20 protein-coding genes are annotated in these 20,383 nt (G+C 57.1%); 10 read left to right on the forward strand and 10 right to left on the reverse strand.

The window, feature by feature from the left end; translation table 11 throughout:
* Positions 1-240: 240 nt before the first annotated feature.
* Entirely contained in the window at positions 241-1,710 is a 1,470-nt protein-coding gene (locus RZ517_RS00075; RefSeq protein ID WP_338549473.1) for a PLP-dependent aminotransferase family protein, read from the reverse strand.
* Positions 1,711-1,768: 58 nt separating this feature from the next.
* Positions 1,769-2,461, reverse strand: coding sequence for an ArsR/SmtB family transcription factor (locus RZ517_RS00080; RefSeq protein WP_338549474.1), 693 nt, complete (start codon positions 2,459-2,461; stop codon positions 1,769-1,771).
* A gap of 72 nt (positions 2,462-2,533) precedes the next feature.
* Between RZ517_RS00080 and RZ517_RS00085 the strand changes: the two genes are divergently transcribed.
* Positions 2,534-2,857: an NIPSNAP family protein gene (locus RZ517_RS00085; RefSeq protein ID WP_338549475.1), complete on the forward strand. Its 324-nt coding sequence runs from the start codon at positions 2,534-2,536 to the stop codon at positions 2,855-2,857.
* Positions 2,854-3,201: an antibiotic biosynthesis monooxygenase family protein gene (locus RZ517_RS00090; RefSeq protein WP_338549476.1), complete on the forward strand. Its 348-nt coding sequence runs from the start codon at positions 2,854-2,856 to the stop codon at positions 3,199-3,201. Before RZ517_RS00085 ends, RZ517_RS00090 begins: the two co-directional genes overlap by 4 nt.
* A 12-nt stretch (positions 3,202-3,213) precedes the next feature.
* Here the strand turns inward: RZ517_RS00090 and RZ517_RS00095 are convergent, their stop codons facing one another.
* A complete protein-coding gene (locus RZ517_RS00095; RefSeq protein WP_338549477.1) occupies positions 3,214-3,636 on the reverse strand; it encodes a globin domain-containing protein in 423 nt (140 codons plus the stop codon).
* 204 nt (positions 3,637-3,840) lie between these two features.
* Between RZ517_RS00095 and pncB the strand changes: the two genes are divergently transcribed.
* Positions 3,841-5,133, forward strand: coding sequence for a nicotinate phosphoribosyltransferase (gene pncB, locus RZ517_RS00100; protein WP_338549478.1), 1,293 nt, complete (start codon positions 3,841-3,843; stop codon positions 5,131-5,133).
* 3 nt (positions 5,134-5,136) lie between these two features.
* Here the strand turns inward: pncB and RZ517_RS00105 are convergent, their stop codons facing one another.
* The 3 genes from RZ517_RS00105 to RZ517_RS00115 are packed head-to-tail and all read right to left on the reverse strand — an operon-like array spanning position 5,137 to position 9,257.
* Positions 5,137-6,495, reverse strand: coding sequence for a polysaccharide biosynthesis/export family protein (locus RZ517_RS00105; protein ID WP_338549479.1), 1,359 nt, complete (start codon positions 6,493-6,495; stop codon positions 5,137-5,139).
* Positions 6,496-6,528: 33 nt separating this feature from the next.
* Entirely contained in the window at positions 6,529-7,164 is a 636-nt protein-coding gene (locus RZ517_RS00110; protein ID WP_338549480.1) for a YjbF family lipoprotein, read from the reverse strand.
* Complete coding sequence (locus tag RZ517_RS00115; RefSeq protein ID WP_338549481.1) at positions 7,161-9,257, reverse strand: YjbH domain-containing protein; 2,097 nt, start codon at positions 9,255-9,257, stop codon at positions 7,161-7,163. The genes RZ517_RS00110 and RZ517_RS00115 overlap by 4 nt, the downstream gene beginning before the upstream one ends.
* A gap of 131 nt (positions 9,258-9,388) precedes the next feature.
* Here RZ517_RS00115 and RZ517_RS00120 point away from each other — a divergent pair, with 131 nt between their 5' ends.
* Positions 9,389-10,114: a metallophosphoesterase gene (locus RZ517_RS00120; protein WP_338549482.1), complete on the forward strand. Its 726-nt coding sequence runs from the start codon at positions 9,389-9,391 to the stop codon at positions 10,112-10,114.
* A gap of 115 nt (positions 10,115-10,229) precedes the next feature.
* The gene (locus tag RZ517_RS00125; protein WP_338549483.1) at positions 10,230-10,901 is read left to right on the forward strand and encodes a sugar transferase; all 672 of its coding nucleotides are present in this window, start codon (positions 10,230-10,232) and stop codon (positions 10,899-10,901) included.
* Here the strand turns inward: RZ517_RS00125 and RZ517_RS00130 are convergent.
* Positions 10,888-12,042: a glycosyltransferase family 4 protein gene (locus RZ517_RS00130; RefSeq protein WP_338549484.1), complete on the reverse strand. Its 1,155-nt coding sequence runs from the start codon at positions 12,040-12,042 to the stop codon at positions 10,888-10,890. The two genes, RZ517_RS00125 and RZ517_RS00130, sit on opposite strands and share 14 nt — an antisense overlap.
* Positions 12,039-13,211, reverse strand: coding sequence for a glycosyltransferase (locus RZ517_RS00135; RefSeq protein WP_338549485.1), 1,173 nt, complete (start codon positions 13,209-13,211; stop codon positions 12,039-12,041). Before RZ517_RS00135 ends, RZ517_RS00130 begins: the two co-directional genes overlap by 4 nt.
* Positions 13,212-13,340: 129 nt before the next feature.
* Here RZ517_RS00135 and RZ517_RS00140 point away from each other — a divergent pair, with 129 nt between their 5' ends.
* The 5 genes from RZ517_RS00140 to RZ517_RS00160 are packed head-to-tail and all read left to right on the forward strand — an operon-like array spanning position 13,341 to position 18,844.
* On the forward strand, positions 13,341-14,039 hold the full coding sequence (locus RZ517_RS00140; RefSeq protein ID WP_338549486.1) for a sulfotransferase family 2 domain-containing protein: 699 nt from the start codon (positions 13,341-13,343) through the stop codon (positions 14,037-14,039).
* Positions 14,036-15,319: an oligosaccharide repeat unit polymerase gene (locus RZ517_RS00145; protein WP_338549487.1), complete on the forward strand. Its 1,284-nt coding sequence runs from the start codon at positions 14,036-14,038 to the stop codon at positions 15,317-15,319. The genes RZ517_RS00140 and RZ517_RS00145 overlap by 4 nt, the downstream gene beginning before the upstream one ends.
* Positions 15,316-16,344: an acyltransferase family protein gene (locus RZ517_RS00150; RefSeq protein WP_338549488.1), complete on the forward strand. Its 1,029-nt coding sequence runs from the start codon at positions 15,316-15,318 to the stop codon at positions 16,342-16,344. Before RZ517_RS00145 ends, RZ517_RS00150 begins: the two co-directional genes overlap by 4 nt.
* Positions 16,341-17,672, forward strand: coding sequence for an oligosaccharide flippase family protein (locus tag RZ517_RS00155; RefSeq protein WP_338549489.1), 1,332 nt, complete (start codon positions 16,341-16,343; stop codon positions 17,670-17,672). Before RZ517_RS00150 ends, RZ517_RS00155 begins: the two co-directional genes overlap by 4 nt.
* Positions 17,669-18,844 (forward strand): hypothetical protein, encoded by a 1,176-nt coding sequence (locus RZ517_RS00160; protein WP_338549490.1) that lies wholly within the window; start codon positions 17,669-17,671, stop codon positions 18,842-18,844. The genes RZ517_RS00155 and RZ517_RS00160 overlap by 4 nt, the downstream gene beginning before the upstream one ends.
* Here RZ517_RS00160 and RZ517_RS00165 read toward each other — a convergent pair.
* A complete protein-coding gene (locus RZ517_RS00165; RefSeq protein ID WP_338549491.1) occupies positions 18,742-20,085 on the reverse strand; it encodes a hypothetical protein in 1,344 nt (447 codons plus the stop codon). The genes RZ517_RS00160 and RZ517_RS00165 overlap by 103 nt on opposite strands.
* A complete protein-coding gene (locus RZ517_RS00170) occupies positions 20,085-20,354 on the reverse strand; it encodes a spike base protein, RCAP_Rcc01079 family (protein ID WP_338549492.1) in 270 nt (89 codons plus the stop codon). Before RZ517_RS00170 ends, RZ517_RS00165 begins: the two co-directional genes overlap by 1 nt.
* Between the last annotated feature and the right edge of the window lie 29 nt (positions 20,355-20,383).

Below are 20,383 nucleotides of genomic sequence, written 5' to 3' on the forward strand. Positions count from 1 at the left end.
TGTGCTCCTATCCAATAGCAAAGGAGCCGGTCTCCCGGCGCATTTGAAGGGAAACTAGACTCGGTGCAGCGCTCATTCTAGGGCCAGATTTTTAGGCATTCTATATCCAGAAGCACAAAAAATTGAGACATAGCATCTCATTTTTTGAATTTTTTGGATCGTCGTTCACGCCAATTCGCCCAGCAGAATTTTCAGTATACAATTGATATAAATCAATTTTAACGAAGGGTTTAAAAGATTCTACCCTGCCGTTCGAGCCTGCAAAGTCTCAGCCAGAATCGCTATGCCAGCAGGTATCTTTTCTGAGGGAATCGAAGAGTAAGCCAAGCGATAATAGTTTCTGGGCGCTTGTTCGGTGTCAAAGAACGGCAGTCCTGGTTCAATTAGAACGCCCTTTACCTTGAGCGCGTCGGCAAGATCTTCGGTATCCACATCATCTGGCGCGCGCATCCAAATTGAACTACCACCAAATACACCGCGGCCTTCGACACCCAATCCATGTGCATCAAGCGCGGCCTCCATCACTTTGCGCCGACGCGCATAGACCTGGCCGATGCGCCGGATCAGGCTGTCGTAGTACCCCAGGCTTAGAAAATACGCTGTTGTGCGCTGCATATGCCCGGGCGGGTGGCGCAAGACACTCGCTCGAAGCGCGCGTGCCTCTCGGATGAAAGGCTCTGGTCCCACAAGATACCCAAGCCTTAGTCCGGGAAATATCGACTTGGAAAAACTGCCGACATAGATGACGCGACCATCCGTATCTAACGATTTTAGTGCAGGCAGCGGAGAGCGCAGGAACGAAATCTCGAACTCATAGTCATCTTCGACGATCAGCGCATCGCGTTTTTTGGCTTCTTGCAAAAGCGCCTGCCGTCTTTCCAAGGGCATTGTGGCGTTGGTCGGCGACTGGTGGCTCGGCGTGGTAAAAATCAGGTCTACCTCATTCGGAAGCTCATCGGGCGGCACACCATCGCGATCCACTGGAACTGACACCAGATGACAACGCGATTGAGTCAATATATCACGCAGCGCGTGGTAACACGGCTCTTCCACCGCAGCTGTGCGGCGTTGCGTCAGCAAGACTTGCGCTGTTAGCCAGAGCGCATTCTGCGCGCCCATGGTCAACAAAACCTCACTGGGTTCGGCCAATATCCCGCGCCGGGGCAAGGTGTGGCGCACAATGAATTCGATAAGCTGCGGGTCATCCTGATCGTAGTGATCGGCTGCCAGCGACTGGAAATCCTTTTGTCCCAATGCCCGAAGTGCACAATGCCGCCAGTTTGCATGGTCAAATAGGCTTGGATCCGTTTGCCCATAGATGAAAGGATAAGGGTACTCTGACCAGTCCTTGGGCTTGTCTGGCATCGCCCCGCCGGTGAATTTCCGCCCGATCGCGCGTGTCCAATCAATCACATCGCGGCGCGACACACGCGGCGGAAACTGTGGCGGTTCAGGCGCATTTTGCGAAACAAAGAAACCTGATCGATCCCGGCTTTCCAGATAGTCATTCGCCAAAAGCTCGGTATAGGCCAAAGTGACTGTTATGCGGCTCACTCCGAGATGCTGTGCGAGTTTTCGCGAGCTGGGGAGCTTTTCACCTTTACGAAACCGGCCTGATAGAATGCCTTGGGCGATCATCTGCTGAATCTGCGCCTGCAGTGTACCCTCTGCTCCGGGGCTGAGGAAAAAGGTTTCGACCGATATTGCCATAGGTGTCGTTTACATTGGACTTATGCCAACATCAATCTGGACCGAAAGCCTTGAGGGCTTATCCGTGCAGCGCACGCCCGAAAACTTGTTCAAACTTCCGTAGACCAACTGGCGTGAAGTCCACGATACGTGTGCCGTCGACGCGTCTGGCCCAGCCTGTTTCCTCCATACGCGACAACATCGCTCGCCCCAGTTGTCCTGCCAGATGCGACCGTCGCTCTGACCAATCCAGACATTCTCGACACATAGGCGCACGCGATGTGGGCAATTGATCAAGATCGATACCAAACTCTGTTACAAAGGATCGTCCCGCTGCGGTCAAAACCAGATCATTGTCGCCTGATGCGATAAAACCCTGCGCCTGCAGGCTGTCGAACATCTGAGTGCCCATGTCGCCCGCCAGATGGTTGTAGCACACCCGCGCCCGCCGCAGATCACGATCTTTCGGCCCGGGCTGGTGGCGCAACTGCCCTGCACCTGCGGCCAACCCCATGAGCGCCTCAAGCACCGCGGCCACGTCGTCACCCGCAAGGCGGAAATACTTGTGACGTCCTTCACGTCGCAAGCGGATCAACCCACCACTCTCAAGTTTGGACAAGTGAGACGAGGCTGTTTGCAAGGTGACTCCGGCTTCACCTGCCAGCTCGCTGGCTGTGAGCGCCTTGCCACTCATCAAAGCTGTTAGGATGTTGGCTCGTGCCGGATCCCCGATGAGAGCTGCGACACGGGATATGTCTGGGCCGTCTTTCATAGTTCGATTATAATCGAAGCATGAAGTGGTGTCCACGGGCTATCAAGCCTCTACCATCACAGGAGACATATCATGCTGACGTGTATCATCGAATATGACATCAACCCGAACAACCCCGATGCCTTTGCCCAATATGCGCGCAATTGGGGCCAGGCCATCCCACGCTGCGGTGCAAATTTGGTTGGGTATTTCGCCCCACATGAAGGATCGTCCACGCGGGCCTATGGTATCTATAACATCCCATCGCTTGCTGACTACGAAACCTACCGCGCCCGTCTGGCCGCCGATCCCCTGGGCCAGATCAATTACGAATTCGCGAGGTCAGAGAAGTTCCTGTTGCGTGAACGCAGAACCTTTGTGAAATGTGTCTCACACCCGCATGGAGACCCCGCATGATTGCCGTCATCTTCGAAGTTCATCCCAAGTCAGATCAAAAAGATGCCTATCTCGACATGGCCGCCAAGATGCGCCCACTGGCCGAAGGCATCGACGGCTTTATTTCGGTCGAACGGTTTGAGAGCCTGACCACACCTGGCAAATTGCTCTCGCTCAGCTTCTGGCGCGATGAAGCGGCTCTGGATGAATGGCGCTGCCTGTCGGCGCATCGCAACGCCCAGAAAGCCGGGCGGGACATTATGTTCGATGATTATCGCCTGCGCGTGGTCAGCCTCATCCGTGACTACGGGATGTTCGAACGCGATGAGGTTCCCGAAGACAGCAAGGTCGTGCACGGCGGCTGAATTGGGAGCCCGTCATTGGTTGGCAATGCCGCCCACGCGCACCATGGTGTCGCGCGCTTCACCATAGGCTGACCTCCAGGCCGCTTCCACCTGGGGAGTGAACAACTCCTGCAATGCATTTCTGATTGTGTCGATCAGCGCGTCTTCCATTGGGTCAAAATCGGCCGCCTTCACGCCAAGGCTCGCATGCGCTTCGCCCAACCGGCCAAGCTTGTCATCCATAGCGGCGTGATCGCCCAGATTGCTGACCACAAAACGCAAGGTCGTCATGAATTTCATACCTTGACCTTCCAAGTCTTCTCGAAACAAGTCTCGAAGGTTGGGCGCACGTTCAAAAAGCGCGGCATAAAACACATCGGAATGCGTCTCTAACTCGGCCCGGACATGCGCAAAACTGCGCTGCACCAACTCAATATCGGCTGCACTCATAGGCATCGCAAATCCTCCATTGAGAGGCTCTATTATATCACGAAACCTTTGCCCCGTCGCTGAGCCATGACCGCGCAGGCCTTCAAATCACCAAGTTCTGGCAGAGTTCGTAGCAATCAGGTGTGATCGAGGCGAACCCCAGCCATACCTTGCGTCACCAAGACCTGTTTGATCTAAAGGACGTCGCAGAATTCGCCCCGGAGGCCACATATGGTCGATATCGCCACCCGCGTCTGGAACCACAAGTGGAAGATCGATCCGATTGTCCGGTCTCTCATTGATACGGATTTTTACAAACTGCTGATGTGCCAATCAGTGTTTCGCAACAAACCCGACACCAAAGTCACGTTCTCGCTGATAAACCGTACCAAGTCCGTTCGGCTGGCGGAGATTGTGGACGAGGGAGAACTGCGCGAACAGCTTGATCATATCCGGTCTCTGTCGCTCTCACGTGGCGAAAGCACCTGGATGCGCGGCAACACCTTTTACGGCAAACGCCAGATGTTCACACCGGAATTCATGGATTGGTTCGAGAACCTGCGCCTACCCCCTTATCATCTGGAGAAACGCGACGGACAATATGAGTTGACGTTCGAAGGCAGTTGGCCCGAGGTCATGCTGTGGGAAATCCCTGCACTGGCGGTGCTGATGGAACTCCGCTCGCGCGCTGTGCTCAACAGCTTGCGCAAGTTTGAGCTTCAGGTGCTTTACGCCCGTGCGATGACCAAGCTTTGGGAAAAAGTCGAGCGCCTGCGCGGGGTCGAAGGGCTTCGTATAGCTGATTTCGGCACGAGACGGCGGCACTCATTCCTCTGGCAGGATTGGTGCGTTCAGGCGATGACCGAACGCCTAGGTGACAATTTCGTCGGCACATCCAACTGCCTCATTGCCAAAAACCGTGATCTCGAAGCGATCGGCACCAACGCGCATGAATTACCCATGGTTTATGCTGCTTTGGCCAAGACTGATGATGATCTGAAACAGGCGCCATACGAGGTGCTTTCCGACTGGCACGAAGAACATGACGGCAACCTCCGCATTATCCTGCCTGACACGTATGGAACAAAGGGCTTTCTGGACCGCGCACCCGACTGGTTGGCAGGCTGGACGGGCATCCGCATTGATTCAGGTGACCCCGCGGAAGGAGCTGAGACTGCGATCAACTGGTGGCGCGACCGCGGCGAAGACCCAAAAGACAAACTGATCATTTTTTCAGACGGCCTGGACGAGGACAAAATCCTGTCGCTGCACAAGCAATTCGTCGGCCGGGTGAAAGTGTCCTTTGGCTGGGGCACGCTTTTGACCAACGATTTCCGCGACCTCACTCCCGACAACAGTCTCGCGCCCTTTTCTCTTGTCTGCAAAGCCGTGGCAGCCAATGGCACGCCAACCGTCAAACTCTCGGACAACCCACGCAAGGCAATGGGGCCAAAGGATCAGATCGAGCGCTATAAACGCGTGTTTGGAGTAGGCAAGCAGGAAGAAATGGAGGTGGTGGTTTAGGCTCTAATCCACCGCAACCCGGCTCACATTGATCAACGATGGCAAGATTTGCGACACCGCGCGGTTCCACTTGGTGATCGGCTGTTGTGCAACAAAGATGACGTCATCTGGCCTCAGCTCAAACCGCGTCATCAATGCAAAGTTCGCCGCATTGCGTGCGTCCAGGTGCCAGGCGGTGACAGCTCCGAATTCCCTGGGATCGGTTGACGCCCGCAGCACGTAGACCTGAGAGATATCGGCCGATTGCACCGAAAATCCCCGCGTGTTTGCCAAAAGTGCATCGGCCAGCACGGCGCGACGCTCAAACGGCAATGCAAACCGCCCCTGTTCCCGTAGCTCGCCAGTGAGGTAGACATAGTCGTTTTTGTCAGCCCCCAGCGCGACCTGCGCCTGATAGTTTGACCGTGCTTCTGTCAGTTGCGCGCGCCGCAAACTCACCTCGGTCTGCAATTCAAGCAAGGCGGCTTGCTGCGCCTGCTGGCGCGCCGCAACCAATGCGATCTGCTGCTCAAAAAAGGCCTGTGCTTTGCCCAGTTCGTATTCGGTATCGACGAACACGGAATCCCCATCCAAAAGCCGGGTCTTGAGCAGATCAGGACGAGAATAAAGCTCGTTCAGCGGAATTTGATACAGCGACCCATTCCGGTAAAGCCGAACCGACGCGCTGTCCTGATCCTGCACGGCGACCCCCCCGGACGCCGCCAATGCCGCATCCAAAGACAAAGGCGTCAGCGTCACAGGCACAACCGCGGGAGCCGCCACAGCCCCACCCACGGACACGCGCCGCGAATTGAATTCCGCGATCTCAAGACTGAAAGTCGGGTCCTGTTGATTGGCGACCATCCTCTGGAAAAGCTCGGCCTCGGCGGACTCAATGGTCAGATCAGCCAGCTTCACGCGTCCAACCGAAGGAATATTGATCGCCCCGTCATCCTGCACTGTGTAGGCCTGTCGCCCTGTCTTAAGGCTGGAGGACACGCCAGGATTAGGGATCAAGGCCCCTGCATCCGGGGTGGTCAGGACAAGAACATCACCGACGCCAATGCGATAGGGACCCGGGTGGATCGAGGGGGGCAGACGCACCTCTAGACGCTCGGGCCGAAGCTGCGCGCTGTATGTAGGCTGTGGCAAAGCCCCCACGCTGCGCACTCCCTCGCCCGTGCCCGCCGTCAAAGAAAAAACCGCCGGCAGCGTTTTGGGTGAGTAAGCAGAACGGTTTGCCTGCACCACGGTTTCGGCTGAAATCGACACAACGCGAACCTGCGTACCATTTTGCAAACCGGGGCTCACGGACGAGGATCGATACACCGTCCCGCAAGCTGTTAAGGCCATGACAGACACCAGAAGAAGAGCCAGTCTCATTGCATGTTTCTCCTTTTCATTCGCGCCGGGCGATCACGGCACCACCCGCATGGACAGTGCGCCCAGAAACGGCCCTGCCCATTGGCGGGACAAGACGATCTGTCTTTGAAGCGGCGCGACCCAGTAAAGATTTTCAAAAGACTGATCGAGACTGCGACATCGTTCGATCATCAATACGGTGCTGACACGTGTCTTTGCCAAATCGACCTGAACCGCCGCGGCGCGTTCAAAAACGCAGCGGTATGTGCGCGTGACGGCACGGTCATTGCCGTCCAAAAACGTATGAAACCGGTCCGATTCACCGGGACGCAGACCAAGCACATGGCCGAGTGGCTCTGTCAGCTCAGAGGCTAACAGCCCCTCTCCAAATCCACGCAATCCATGTAGCATACCGCTTTGCAGGATCACCTGCGCACCTTCAGGACTGAGCCAATACTCAAACGCGCCATCCCGCTTTTCCAGCGACAGCGTTCCTCCGCCCTTGCGCGTGTCGGGAAACCCGATCTGCAGCGCGGGCGCCTGCGCCTTGATCAGCGCAGCATAACGCGGTGTTACTTCATCCGGTTGACCCCTGATTTGTGCCCAAAGTGCTGGAGATTGAGAGGTTTGAGAGGTCCCGCACCCAAACAGACAAAAAGACACAAGCAGAACAGACAACGTGCTTTTCACCGAAACACCCGCCCCCACCCAGCGCTCAGTCGTTGCGCCCGGTAGTCCCGTGTCACACCATAAAGCCGGTTACTGACGTTCAGTCGCGCGCCACCATCGCGCTGCAACGGGCGGATCACCTGACGGAAGGTTCGACGAGAGGACCGACCCGTGAACCAGGAGATGGGAATTTCCACGGTGATCCCCCGATCAAAAGATCCTTCGCCAAACTGGGAAAATGGCACATCGGTAAGCGTGAAGAACCCGCCGATTTTGAATCCATTGTTAAACTCACGTGCGAGCGAAAACGTGGCACCCCAATCACCGGCGAGATACCGGCCAACATCCAGCTGCGTGGTAAAGCCATTGCCAAGGTCGTAATACACCGAGCCGTGGCCCGTCAGAACATCATAACCCTGAAACCCCAAAAGCATGTCAAAGTCTCGCTGCCGGGCATAGTTCAGCTCTGCGCCAAGGGCCAATCGGCTTTCGATGGGAAACCAAAGCAGCTCGGCGGACACACCGCCGAACATGCTCTCAAGATACCCTCCCGTCACACGACCAAAGAGATTGTCGCCCGGTCGAAACATGTATTCTGCGGTCAGTTCGTTAATTTCGAAATCGGATTGCTGCGCGTAGAGCACGGCATCAGATCGCACTCGAGGCAACACCGAGTCTGATACGCGGGTGGCCTCGTCAATGTTCCCGATCAGCGGTTGACGAAAGACCCCGGAAAACGTCAGGCCAGGCGACGGTCGGTAGGACGCGTTCACCTGTACGCCCGCATCGGCGCGCACCGGTTGGTCCGGATCAAAAAACGAAAGTGCCACATAAGGCCCAATGGAATAGTCGAAAACGGGAAACGCTTGGGATGGCTCGCCCGTTCGATCAAGATCTGGCGCGTCGGCAAACCGCGTGCGCGACAGGCTGCGCCACGCGCCATCATGGTGCAGCGCAACCTCAACTAAATCCGACCGTTTCAGCGTGACCGTGCTATGCGGCACACCGCGCTGTTGCAACGTTATCTCGAATATCTCAATGTCCATTGGCAGAACGCGCGCCAGCCTACGCGCGGCTCGCCCGACCGCTTGCGCCTCGACATCCCAGCGTTGATTTTCGATCCGGACCAGTGCGCGCGTGCCTCGGACGTCAAACCCCTGAAGCACCAAACCCTCTTGTTTCAAATCGTGGAATAACCGCGCCTGTGTCTTTTGCAGCGCATCAGGTTGGCCAAGATCGGCTGTTTTGAGCAAAGCCTTATGTGTGAATGGCACTGGTGCCTTGTCACGCCCACCCGGTACAGGGCGTTTGGCCGGGTCGAACATGTAACTGAATTGCAGCCCCAAGGTCGTGCCGCCCAGTAGATAGCCTCGAAGCTGTGGCCCTTGGTCAAACTGATAGGTCAGGCCCAGATTGATCGGACTATCGATATTGACATTGCCCACTGAGCGCTCGCGGTCATAGGCGTCCGACGAATATTCGAACTGCAAGCTGAGCCGTTTGCCCAGTTTTATGTCAGCGCCACCAAAGAACGCCACCGGTCCCTGAAAGAACGAGTCCACCGCCAACTGCCCTGTCGTGGCCCGCGGCGCACGCGTGTCAAAACCAGAGGACAATATTCCAAGCGGATTGGCAAACGATCCTCGCTGCGCCAAGCGCCCCCATCCAAGCCCCCCCGTTACCCGAAGGTTTGGCCCTATCGACTTGGAGGCCACGACATATTCGCTGGAAAAGATACTCGTCCCCGCGATATCGCGAAGCCCAAAGGCCAGGGCCGGACGGTTCGACCGTTCTTCCAAAAGCTGCACATGCACATCGAAACTGCGGTCAAACACATCACCGCTGTTCGGACCAGTTGGTACTAGGTTGCGCAGGATTGAATACCGAAACGTCCCGTATACGCGCGGCAGGACCTGAAACGTCAGCGTGTGCCGCTGGTTGTTTTCAAACATGCTTGTTGTGACGGCCACATGCCCATCCGGAAGAACTACAGCGGTGGGCATATCAATCAGCCCAGGGGTTCCAAACGTCGACAGCGTCTCTGCTCTCAACTGTAAGGATGACAGCGAAACGAGGATCAGAACACAGGCGATGAGCTGAGGGAAAAACTCCATAAATCTCAAACAGCGTTCCTATTTCTTTGCTCTCTTGCCCCCGGTCGAAGCTCACACGGCGCGAAACGGGTGGGCACACGCGCGGCAACGCGATAGTTTGGTTAAAACTTTCGGAGACTGGTCGTTAATAAATGCTTAACGCGTTGCGGATCTTTCTTAACAAACCTGATATCGAGCGCGCGCCGCCTGCGCCTGACACACCTTTTGTTGCCATTGGCGACATCCATGGTCGCGCTGACCTTCTGACCCGTCTTCTGCCACGCCTGCCTGATCTTCCGATCATCTGCGTTGGCGACTATGTTGACCGCGGCGATCACAGCGCGGACGTGCTGCGCCTGCTTCTGGATCGCCCCGAGATCATCTGTCTTTCGGGCAATCACGAGGACATGTTGCTGCGCTTCATCGACACCCCCGAACGAGAAGGGGGGCGCTGGCTTCTGCACGGCGGGATGCAAACCGTGGCCAGCTTTGGCTTGGGTGGCATCTCGCCATCGGCGCGGGGTGAAGAGTTGGTCAAACTGCGCGACGCACTGGTCGAAGCGATGGGCCAGGAGATGCTGACCTGGCTGAGGGATCTGCCGACACTCTGGCAATCGGGCAACGTAGCTGTGCTGCATGCAGGGGCCGATCCATCAAAACCTTTGAACACGCAAAAGCCACAGACCCTGCAATGGGGACACGCGGGCTTTCTCAAAACGCCGCGAACAGATGGCATGTGGGTGGTGCATGGTCACACAGTGGTAGAGGCACCCAATGCCGAAGACGGCCGCATCGCCATAGACACCGGCGCCTACGCGACTGGCCGTCTGACGGCGGCGATCGTTGAGCCCGGGCAAGTCCGTTTCGAAACCGCCTGACCAAAATCACGACTTTAGGCAAAATTTAGCGGTGTTGTTTACCGCTTGTTAAGCCTTGCGATGCTTAAAGTTTGGTTATCGACGTGTGAGTGGGGACATACGACGGAGCCCGCCAATGGCCATGATGGACCACCCCCACACGCGCCCTTTTGCACACCTCACATCAACAGTCTCATTTGTTTACTCGATCTTGGGCAAACGTCTTCTGGACCTTGCCATCGCACTGTTGCTTCTGCCGATCCTCGTTCCGCTGATTTTCCTGCTGTGGCTCCTTGTTCGCTTGCAGGGAGGCAGCGGGTTTTACAGCCATACGCGAGTTGGTCGAAACGGGGCGGAATTCTCGTGCTGGAAAATTCGCACGATGGTGCCCAATGCCGAGCGGCTATTGGCCGAACTGCTCGATGCCGATCCCAAGGCCGCCGACGAGTGGCGAAGAACACAAAAACTCCATCGCGATCCGCGCATCACCGCGCTGGGTCAGTTTCTGCGCCGCACCAGCCTCGATGAGCTGCCACAAATTTGGAACGTGTTGCGCGGTGACATGTCCTTAGTTGGACCGCGACCGGTGACCAAACCAGAGCTGGACCGATATGGATCGGATGCGATCGTCTATCTCAATCTGCGCCCCGGCATCACCGGTTTGTGGCAAATCATGGGTCGCAGCGATGGCTGCTACGATGAACGTCTTCGTCTGGACATGGCATATGCCCGAGCCATTTCGCCGGTCCAGGATTTGTCGCTCATCTTACGCACCGGGGCGGTCATCTTTCGCCCTACCGGACGCTGATCAGACTTTGCAGCCGTGGCTTGTGCGCTGGCTTTGCCCCGGTGGAAAACTGAGGTTTCAACACTTCGACCAATGCCTCAGCACTGGCACGCCAGGAAAACCGCGCAGCGCGCAGCTTACCTTTTGCAATCCGGGACCTTCTTTCCTCCTCACTCATTGAGGCAAAGCGCTTGAGCGCCAGTGTCATCCCAAGCTGGTCCCTGGGATCAAACCACATCGGCGCATCCCCCAGCACTTCGGGCATTGCCGTCGCATTTGAGCTCAGCACCGGCACGCCGAGTTGCATCGCTTCCAGCGGCGGAATACCAAACCCCTCGTTGAGGGACGGAAACACAAAACCAGCCGCCCCTTTGTAGAGACCACAAAGGTCAGACTCTTGAACCCGGCCCAAAACACGCAAGCTATCGTACCTGCCCAGTTTGGCCTTGTTCAAGGCACGCGGCGCATCCCCAACAATTGCCAATGGCGGCATATCGCAACCTGTTTCGCGATGCGCAGATATAAGTCTGATAAGGTTCTTGTTGGGACTTTGATTGCCCACCGACAAAAAGTATCCGCGCCGCGCCAACCCAAACGTATCTAGCGCATTTGGGTTGTCTTGCGTGCGCAGCACGTGTTCTGCAGAATTGGGAATAACTGCGAACTGTGCCGGATCAATCCTCAGCCAAGGGCTCAGAGAGTGCGCTGAATGCTGGCTCACTGTGATCAGGCTCTTGGCGCGCTGCGCCAGCCGGGGTCGCAAAAACCTGTGCCACCTGCGATAGCCTGGCGAAAACGCCTCGGGCATTTCAAAAACATGGGCGTCATGAAACGCAACCACATGCGCCTCATGAGCAAGTGGTCCGCAGTTACCTAAGCTTAGCAGAACGTCATCCTTGCTGATCTGATAAAGCCGCGATTGTTCCCAAACATGGCCTTGCGATGCACCTGTCGAAAATATCTCAATTCGGCGGTAGCACGGCAAGCGCTCATGCACAGCCCCCGATACAAACGGGGTTAGCACGACCACCTGACCAAAGCGCGCCTTCACCGAAGGCTGCCGCACCAGAAGGTCATCCAGCGCCTGCACAAGTTCATGCGCATAGCGCTGAACACCCGACAAAGGCTGCGTCAGAAAACGCCCATTGATGAAAAGTGTCATGCGACCTCGGCGTGCAGGCTAAGCGCTTGCTGACCAAGGGCCGCGCGATAACACCGCTCTGTGCCAGACCCCAGTCGCGCCAGGTCCCAATCAGACACATCGGTGCGACGCGCTCCTCGTGCCAGACGCGTGCGCCAAGCTGTGTCTTCCAAAACATCAACAAGCCGATGCGCCACCGCACCCATGTCGTCTGCCGGAAGGATCAAGCCATTGTGGTCATGTGCCAGGATTTCATCCAAACCCGGCAAAGCTTGCGCCAGGACAGGACACCCTGCAGCAATGGACTGAACCACGACACGCGGCAACCCTTCGCGCACCGATGTCAGAACGGAAACATCCGCCAGCGCAAAGAGTGCCTCGGCATCGGCACGATGTCCGCAAAACACCACGTTTTTCTCAAGTCCAAGACGCTGAACCTCGCCGCGTACCCGGTTTTCCTCGGGGCCTTGACCGGCCAGCAAAAGACGCATCTGCGGCAACCGGTCTGACACCCGCGCAAAGGCGCGAAGAAAAGGCACATGTCGCTTGCGCGGCTCAAACGCCGCCATCATGAGCGCCACAGGCGGACGTCGACCCGCAGCATCGGCACCGGACAAAACACGCCAATCGGATGGCAGTTGGGCACGACGAAATCGATCAAGCGCCATGCCCGAGCGCACACAATACATCTGATCCGGATGCGCCAATCCGGCCTCAAGATAAGCGTCTGAAACGGCCTGAGAGACACCGACAAATGCATCTGTCCGACGGGCCGCAAGACGCTCCGCTGCCAGGTAGATCGCGCGCCGCAACGGGCTGACACCCTCAAACGGTAGAATATGCACCCCGTGCACGATCAGCGCACCCGGCACGGCATCTGCAGCCAATCTCCCGACCAACCCCGCCTTGCTCTGATGCGTGTGAATGACATTTGGCAACAGGGTTTTGTAGATATCACGCAACCAGCGGATGGCACGAAAATCCCGTTTGGAATCGATCGGATGCACCAGATCAGGCACCACGATTCGAGCTAACCTTTCCGGAAGATTGATGTCCCAGTAGGGATCCGTTTCGGAGCCATGAATAAGCGTCACCTCATGCCCGGCGTCCAACTGCCAGCGAATTGTTTCAACGGTGTTTTCTTCGGATCCTGCACGCAGCAGACGGGTGATCAGATGCACGATATGCATACGGGTGCGGCCTCCTTTGGACGTTAAGCACCCGTTAACCCTGCCGTGCGAATCTTACCAAAACGCTAACGCGGAACGGGATGCTCAACACCGCACCCTCGCCGCCACAACAAGGAGAGCCACAGCACTATGGCCGGTTTCGTCTATATCCATGTGCCCAAATGTGGCGGCTCTTCCTTCGGTGCCGCGTTGCGCCTGCGCTATCTGACGTCGCAGGCCACCATCCGCCTCAATCAGGGAGACCCAAACCTCATCGGAGACGCGCGTATCCTGAGCGACTACGCGGCCCGCAGACGGGAATTGCACGCCCACGTGTCCAAAGGCGTGCGCCTGATCTCAGGCCATGTGCAATACGACCCGTACCTGCATCTCAGCGCCGCGCGAAACTATGGTTTTCTCACCTTGCTGCGTGACCCGTTGGAGCGGTTTGTATCCCACTACCGCTACTTGCAGCGCAAACATCCCGATGCGCAGCGACCGGATACACTGGAGGCCTTCATCGAAACACGCGCCGCCTCCAGACTGTCATCGCAATACTTGTTCTACTTCGCCGGCCAAAGCCAGGCGCAAACCAGCAACACCGCACCCCTGATCACCCGCGCCATTCGCGCGCTGGCCTGCTTTGATCTTGTCGGTGATCTTTCTGATCCTCAAGCCTGTCGCGCGGCACTACGTAACATCACAGGCGGACCCCTCCCACTTTGGCATCGCAACCGTGCACCAAATCGTGCATCAGTCTCACGCGCTCTGCGAACACGCCTTGAACACCTCTGCGCCGCAGATCTGGAAATCTTCGAAAGCGTCCGCCACCACAGGGCCGCCGCATGACGCGCCGCACATTGTCGCCCGTGTCGCTGATGCTGTTGTGCTGGGGGATCACAGGCACATTTTCCATTTGGGCGCTGATGTCGCTCGAACACCTGCCTTTAGTTCAAACCTTCATTCTACGGGAAAACCTGGACCTCTCGGCTATCACATTCGCCGGAGTGCTTTGGATTCTCTTCAGCCTCTCGATCTACGTGCTCGCGGATTGGATGGCGCGATTGTCCTTGCCCAAAGCCCAGACATTTCGCCCGAATCTGAATGTCGAAACTGCCGCCAAACTGACCTTCACGGTCAATGCCTGCTTTGCGACGGTGACCCTAATCTGGATTGCGGCCACAGCACATAGCGTCGGCGGGCTTACCCAATTGGCCGCCGCTGTCTATTTGGATAGCCTCAGCACACGCGACATGCTTTTGGAAAAAAAGCTGTTTACGGGCATGCGTTTGTTTTACGCTGCGCTGCCTGCAACCGGCTGTCTCGCGGCTGCTTTTCTTGCGCATGGACACCTGTCCTTGCGTGCGCGTCGCATGTGCAAGGTCACACTTGCACTGAACCTGATCTTGCTGTTCTTGTTGCCCATCGTGATGAGCCAGCGGCTCTTGCTCTTGCAGTTCCTGCTCTCGTCCTACATCGCGACCTGTCTGGTCCGGGGAAAGATCTTTGGTCTACGGTGGCTTGGCCTGGGAGTGTGTTTGTTCCTTGGACTTTGGTTTGCCAGAGAGATCATTACCAATCCAAGCCTGGATCAGTCCGCTGCGGACATCGCCTGGCAGAAACTTGCGTTCTACATCGTCAATGACATGTGGAACAGTCTTGCGCCGCTAAGCCGCCCGATTCCACATACGCATGGTGCTCTGACATTCGAAGGGCTCACCTTCCTGACCTTCACAGATGGCCTGTTTCATGGTGCCGACCCAAGCCAAATACCCGAGTTGAACGCGGTACTAGGTGGCGGGGAATTCCCGTTTTTCACCACCGCCTATGTTGATTTTGGTCCCATCCTTGGCATGGCCGTGATCGCAGGTTTTGCCATCCTATTTCGCCTGGTTTTTTACCGTGCTTGTCAATCGCTCGGCTGGGCAGCAATCTATGCTCAGATCGGCGCAGCTCTGCTGTTCTCCAGCCATTCCGTTTACGTCACGCACCAGAATTTCCTGTTTTCAATTGCAGTCATCGCGGTGATCTGCCGCCTGGCACGCCGGACACCACAGCGGTCGCGACACAGGGCACCACAGCGCGCCGTCCCGGTCTTTCGCAGCCGACGCAAGGCGCACATCGCATGACCGGGACGTCTAGCACATCAAGGCTGGCTGGCCTGCAATCGCTCCGCGCGTTGGCCGCGGGGATGGTTCTGGTTGGTCATGTCCTAGCAGAGGCAGAGCACTATTTCGGCCTGTCGCTACCCGGAGATGCAATGCCCTGGACCCGAGGTGTGGACCTTTTCTTTGTGATCTCCGGGTTCGTCATCGCCCTGTCGGCAGACAGGTTTCGCACCCAACCGCTGGCCTTTTTCAAACGCCGCCTCCTACGCGTGGTTCCGCTTTATTATGTGTTCACCACGATCATGGTCATGGTCCTGCTGATCTTGCCAAATGCGGCCAAGGACACCTCGCTTGATCTGGGACAAATCCTGTCATCCTATGGGTTCGTGCCCTATGCCAGAGAGGACGGACGCATCGCGCCAGTTCTCTCCTTGGGCTGGACGCTCAACTACGAGATTTTCTTCTACGCGATTTTTTCCTTTTGTCTTGCATTAAGTCGGCCACGGTTTGCGCTGACTGCGATTTTGTCGGCCTTGGTCATGGCCGGGCTGACCTTTCCCGCGACGGCAACCACATTTGTGTTTTGGACCAATCCCCTCATTCTCGAATTTTTGTTCGGAGTGGGGTTGGCAAAGCTCTATCAATCCGGATGGCACAAACCACATGGCGGACTTGCTGTGTCAGGTTTGGTCACTGGTCTAGTGATGCTGTTGCTGCTCGATGCGACGTCGCTGCCGCGTGTCATGGCCGCCGGACTTCCTGCCGCATTGATCGTGGCCAGTGCAACGATACTCTGTCCCAACCGCACGACACCGGGTCAGCTGCTGGGTGACGCCTCTTACGCGCTTTACCTGTCACATCGATTTGCCCTGAGGGCCGCGACGCTTTTGCTCTTGCCGCTCCTGCCACAATCGCATTTGGGCGCATGGATCTACGTTGCAATTGTCACCGGCTTGGCCGTGACTCTGGGCGTATTGACCCATCTACTGTTAGAGAAGCCGCTGATGCGCGCGGTCGCGACCTCACCAAAGGTGGTCCCGGCATGAGCACACAGTTTTGGTCTTTCGGCTTGCAATGGTCTCGGGTCGGCATCAATGCCGCGCTGTTTCTCATTGCCACCCGGTTTTTAAGCCTGACCGAAATTGGCCTCTTTGCCACGGCCTTTGCACCGATCCGTCTAAGCCAGGGTTTGCATCGCGCCGGAATTGCAGAAACCGTCATCATTCTGGGCAAGCACCCGTGGCGTCTAAATGGGCTTTTTGTTGTATCCACTGCGCTGGGTCTGTTCTTGGCGGTTGTTTTTGCGTCGATCGGGTACCTCACAGCAACGCCCACCTTGATCGCACTTGCCATCATTCCTCTGCTCAATGGGCTTGGCGCCGTGTCCGAAGGTCTGCTCCGGCGTAATCTGCGTCTGCGCGCCCTGGCCTTGCGCACCGCCATTATCCAGAGCGTCGCCGCTCTCTCGGCGCTTGGCCTTCTGGCCGCTGGCTTTGGCATTTGGGCTTTGATTGGTTTTGCTGTTCTCAACGCATTCGGCACTTGCCTTTTGAACTGTATGCTGGCGCGGTGGGTGCCAACGCGTCTTCCGCGTTTCGCAGACGTGACCCCTCTTTTGCCCAAAGTCGCACAGATTGCAGCGCGCGATATTGTCGGAGCCGCGCAAATGCCGCTGGCTCTGCTGGCCGTTGGACTAACACTTGGCCTGCCAGCCGCAGGCGCATTTCAGATCGCCACCCGCATCTACAACCTTATCGACGCGCTTACGTTATCGCCGCTCCGGTTCATCGCTCTGCCACAACTGGCACAGGATACGGTAGGCTCAAGATTGCGATTTGTGGAACATCTCTCGCGTGCCGCATGGCTGGCGTCGTGGGTTTGGGCCATTGTCCTGCTCTTTGCGCCCGATCTTCTTGGTCTGCTTCTAACGCATGAACACGCCAGTGCCACCGCGCCTATCCTGCGTGCCTTTGCCGGTCTGGGGCTTTTCAGTGCACTGACCATGCCACTCAATCAAGCGCTGACCGTCCGTTTGCAAACCAGCCTGGTCCTGCAACGCGCAATCGTGATGCTCTGCCTTGGCGCATTGCTTTTGCTGCCTGCCCTGACAGTGTCACCAACCGCCTGCGCCTTGGCTCTTTCAGCCGCCGCATTCATTGTAAATCTGTGGTATATCCCGACGGCCCTTCCACGGCTTTACTTGAACTTCAAAGATCTGTCGGTCGCCGGCTCGCCCCTCTTGGCCGCTGGACTAGCGATTTGCCTCATCCTCATTACACCCAACTTGCCCATGATCGCCCAGTTGGCCTGCGGCACGCTGATCTACCTGTGTCTCGTGGCGCTTTTGCCCAAACCTAATATGAGGCCAACGTGAAACGTGCCGTTCTACTGACTGGTCATTTCCCAGACCAGAAACGACGGCCAAGCCTTTTGTGGGTGTCGCATCACCTGCAAAAGAGCGGCTGGCATGTCACTCATGTCACTGTCGGCTATTCCTGGCTGTCTCGCCTGCTAGGTGACGCGCGCCTAACCGCCCTGGATCACCGCCCAAAGAGCGGAACAGCACACCCAAAACCGACCCTGACAACCCTTTTCGGATATGCCCCCATCCATCCTGTCAACCTGCGCCACCCAAGTCTAACCAGATTGGCGCAAACCATGTGGCCTGTGTTCACGGCCTACTGGCAACGCCGCATACGTGGCCCGCTGCACCAGGCTGATTTGGTGATATGTGAAAGCGGGCCACCAGTTTTACTGGCACCAACTCTGGCCCGCCACGCGCCCGACGCCCAGCGCATCTACCGTGTGAACGACGACATTCGCCTGCTCAATGCGCCTGCGGGGCTGGTCGCGGCCGAACAAGCTAACCTGCGGCACTTCACTCGCATCAGCACCGCCAGCCCAATTCTGGCGCGACGGTTTGAAGCGCACCAGTCTGTCACGCTTGATCCAATGGGCATCCCACATGCGTTGATAGCTCACGAACGCCCCAACCCTTACCGCGCGCAACCCGGCCGCAAGATCGCCGTCTGTGCTGGCACCACACAGCTTGACATGCAGGCGCTAGAGCGCATCGCTGCACTGCGCCCAACCTGGGACCTGCACATTCTGGGGCGCCTCAAATCCAAACCCCTGCGACGTGCCAATATCATCTGGCACGGCGAACAAAGCTTTGAGGCAACCTTGGCCCACATTGCCCATGCCGATATCGGGCTTGCTCCTTATCTGGACAAACCAGGGATCGAGTATCAGGTGAGCAACTCGAACCGTATTCTGCTCTACAGGCATTATGGCCTGCCCATTCTTGGACCTGATCGGCTCTGCGATCCGGACGTACCATCACTTCTCGGGTACAACGCTCCAAATGCAATGGACCTGTGCGAAAAAGCTCCGCACAGGCCCAACATGATCCCTGACTGGTCCGAACTTGCCCGGCGTTTGTCTCAGAACGGTGTCACCGACCCCCCAAGCGATGTTTCAATAGATCCTGCCACCACGTCAAAGTCGCGTGTAAAGATTGTGCCGGCATTGGCCTCTAGCGCGTAGTTCTCCGTCGAGCCGGCCGCATCGCCAATACAGTCCTGAAGCCACATGTAAGATGGGTTTGAACATTTGAAGGCGACAGAGGTTCCATCGATGTCGCGCGCAACTGCTCGAACACCCGCCAACCAACTTTCTGTCGACTGGATGCAATGGATTTCGGTGCCGTTGCGCGACAATCCATACGCACCGTTCAACACCAGCGCGCGTACAGAATCGTGCGTGGTGAACGCGTTACACGACGTCGCGCCATCGATCCCATTTTGCCAAGCGGTGCAGTTCTGCAAGAGCACGTGCATCCCGGCTGTGCCATCTTCGTGAAAGGACCAGCCATCCTTCGCACCGTGGCTGGCATCACATCCAAAGAATGCGACAAGCCCGTTTGTCCGGCGCACCCGCGCGGCGTCCAGAGGGGAGGACGGGTTGGACGGCGCGGAATAGCGAAATGAACAATTCACACCAACGATGTTACGCGTGGCCACAGCATCAAAATGCAAGGCACCGGTGATGCCACCTTCGGTATGAATATTCTCAAGATAAAAATCCCGATCGTGGGTCATAAACCGCGCGCCATGAAAAGACCGCATCAGCGCAATATCGTCAGGTCCCGGAGCACCGCCCACATTCACATGAACCGTACCGCCATCCTGTGTCCAGCTGTTCAGCGTCGCCGTACATGTGGCCACGTCGACCACATTGGAAAGCTCGGAATAGTGCCCCTCTGCTGTCAAGACATCGGTTCGAAACGCGCGTTTCACCGAACTCACCCCTGCCGAATACGTCCCACCCGCGTCGATCCAGCCCGGCTGAAATGGTCCTGTCCGATAATGCACCGGCCCGTGCCACCCGATCAAGGCGACAGGCTGGTCCGGCTCATCATTGCCGTTGCGGGTGAACGCGCTTTCCTCATATTTGCCTGGCTTGACCAGCACCCGAAACGGAGCAGCCGTGGCGTTGCCAGAGACAAACGCCGCGTGGATCGTGCGCTTGGCATTCGTGAAATCCCCATCCTCTACGCCGAGACCTGAGTTGCTGTCATCCCCGGTTGCACTGTCGACGTGAATGGCAGCGCCTGTCCAAATGCCCGCGTCTACCAACGCGCGCGGTTGAAGATCGGTGCCGTAGTTTTTACCCGTCCTATGCACAGCAAACCCAAACCGGGCCTGATCCCAATCAAAGCCTGACGGGAAATCAACGTCCTGGCGCACGCTGACCTGCGGCTTGAGACCTGTTGACAGGCCAATCATCAAACAAGCCCTTTCAGCCCGGTTGCTGTGGTCCCTGTGCTCAGGACGCGCACCACCCGGAACGGATAGATCACCCCCGGTGTCAGCCCCGGAAGGGTCAGTGTATCACCGGTCTTAAGCACCACGTTCAGATCACCGGCTCCAGCAACCATGATTGCTCGGGGTATCGTCGCGAGGTCGTTTGCATCCTCTGGCGTGATGTCAAATCCACCACAAATCGGCCCAGTCAACCCGGTGTCAAAGCTGGCAAAATTATCTGTAATTGGCATTGCGGTCTCCATGTTGAGGTCGCCGCGAA

It is taken from the genome of Roseovarius sp. S88, assembly GCF_037023735.1.
In the GTDB taxonomy this organism is placed as follows: Bacteria; Pseudomonadota; Alphaproteobacteria; order Rhodobacterales; family Rhodobacteraceae; genus Roseovarius; species Roseovarius phycicola.

What these genes read in the sequence shown, in the direction of transcription:
- RZ517_RS00075 (WP_338549473.1), bottom strand. Translation starts at nt 1,710, where the DNA reads ATGGCAATATCGGTCGAAACCTTTTTCCTCAGCCCCGGAGCAGAGGGT.
- RZ517_RS00080 (WP_338549474.1), bottom strand. Translation starts at nt 2,461, where the DNA reads ATGAAAGACGGCCCAGACATATCCCGTGTCGCAGCTCTCATCGGGGAT.
- RZ517_RS00085 (WP_338549475.1), top strand. Translation starts at nt 2,534, where the DNA reads ATGCTGACGTGTATCATCGAATATGACATCAACCCGAACAACCCCGAT.
- RZ517_RS00090 (WP_338549476.1), top strand. Translation starts at nt 2,854, where the DNA reads ATGATTGCCGTCATCTTCGAAGTTCATCCCAAGTCAGATCAAAAAGAT.
- RZ517_RS00095 (WP_338549477.1), bottom strand. Translation starts at nt 3,636, where the DNA reads ATGCCTATGAGTGCAGCCGATATTGAGTTGGTGCAGCGCAGTTTTGCG.
- pncB (WP_338549478.1), top strand. Translation starts at nt 3,841, where the DNA reads ATGGTCGATATCGCCACCCGCGTCTGGAACCACAAGTGGAAGATCGAT.
- RZ517_RS00105 (WP_338549479.1), bottom strand. Translation starts at nt 6,495, where the DNA reads ATGAGACTGGCTCTTCTTCTGGTGTCTGTCATGGCCTTAACAGCTTGC.
- RZ517_RS00115 (WP_338549481.1), bottom strand. Translation starts at nt 9,257, where the DNA reads ATGGAGTTTTTCCCTCAGCTCATCGCCTGTGTTCTGATCCTCGTTTCG.
- RZ517_RS00120 (WP_338549482.1), top strand. Translation starts at nt 9,389, where the DNA reads ATGCTTAACGCGTTGCGGATCTTTCTTAACAAACCTGATATCGAGCGC.
- RZ517_RS00125 (WP_338549483.1), top strand. Translation starts at nt 10,230, where the DNA reads ATGGCCATGATGGACCACCCCCACACGCGCCCTTTTGCACACCTCACA.
- RZ517_RS00130 (WP_338549484.1), bottom strand. Translation starts at nt 12,042, where the DNA reads ATGACACTTTTCATCAATGGGCGTTTTCTGACGCAGCCTTTGTCGGGT.
- RZ517_RS00135 (WP_338549485.1), bottom strand. Translation starts at nt 13,211, where the DNA reads ATGCATATCGTGCATCTGATCACCCGTCTGCTGCGTGCAGGATCCGAA.
- RZ517_RS00140 (WP_338549486.1), top strand. Translation starts at nt 13,341, where the DNA reads ATGGCCGGTTTCGTCTATATCCATGTGCCCAAATGTGGCGGCTCTTCC.
- RZ517_RS00145 (WP_338549487.1), top strand. Translation starts at nt 14,036, where the DNA reads ATGACGCGCCGCACATTGTCGCCCGTGTCGCTGATGCTGTTGTGCTGG.
- RZ517_RS00150 (WP_338549488.1), top strand. Translation starts at nt 15,316, where the DNA reads ATGACCGGGACGTCTAGCACATCAAGGCTGGCTGGCCTGCAATCGCTC.
- RZ517_RS00155 (WP_338549489.1), top strand. Translation starts at nt 16,341, where the DNA reads ATGAGCACACAGTTTTGGTCTTTCGGCTTGCAATGGTCTCGGGTCGGC.
- RZ517_RS00165 (WP_338549491.1), bottom strand. Translation starts at nt 20,085, where the DNA reads ATGATTGGCCTGTCAACAGGTCTCAAGCCGCAGGTCAGCGTGCGCCAG.
- RZ517_RS00170 (WP_338549492.1), bottom strand. Translation starts at nt 20,354, where the DNA reads ATGCCAATTACAGATAATTTTGCCAGCTTTGACACCGGGTTGACTGGG.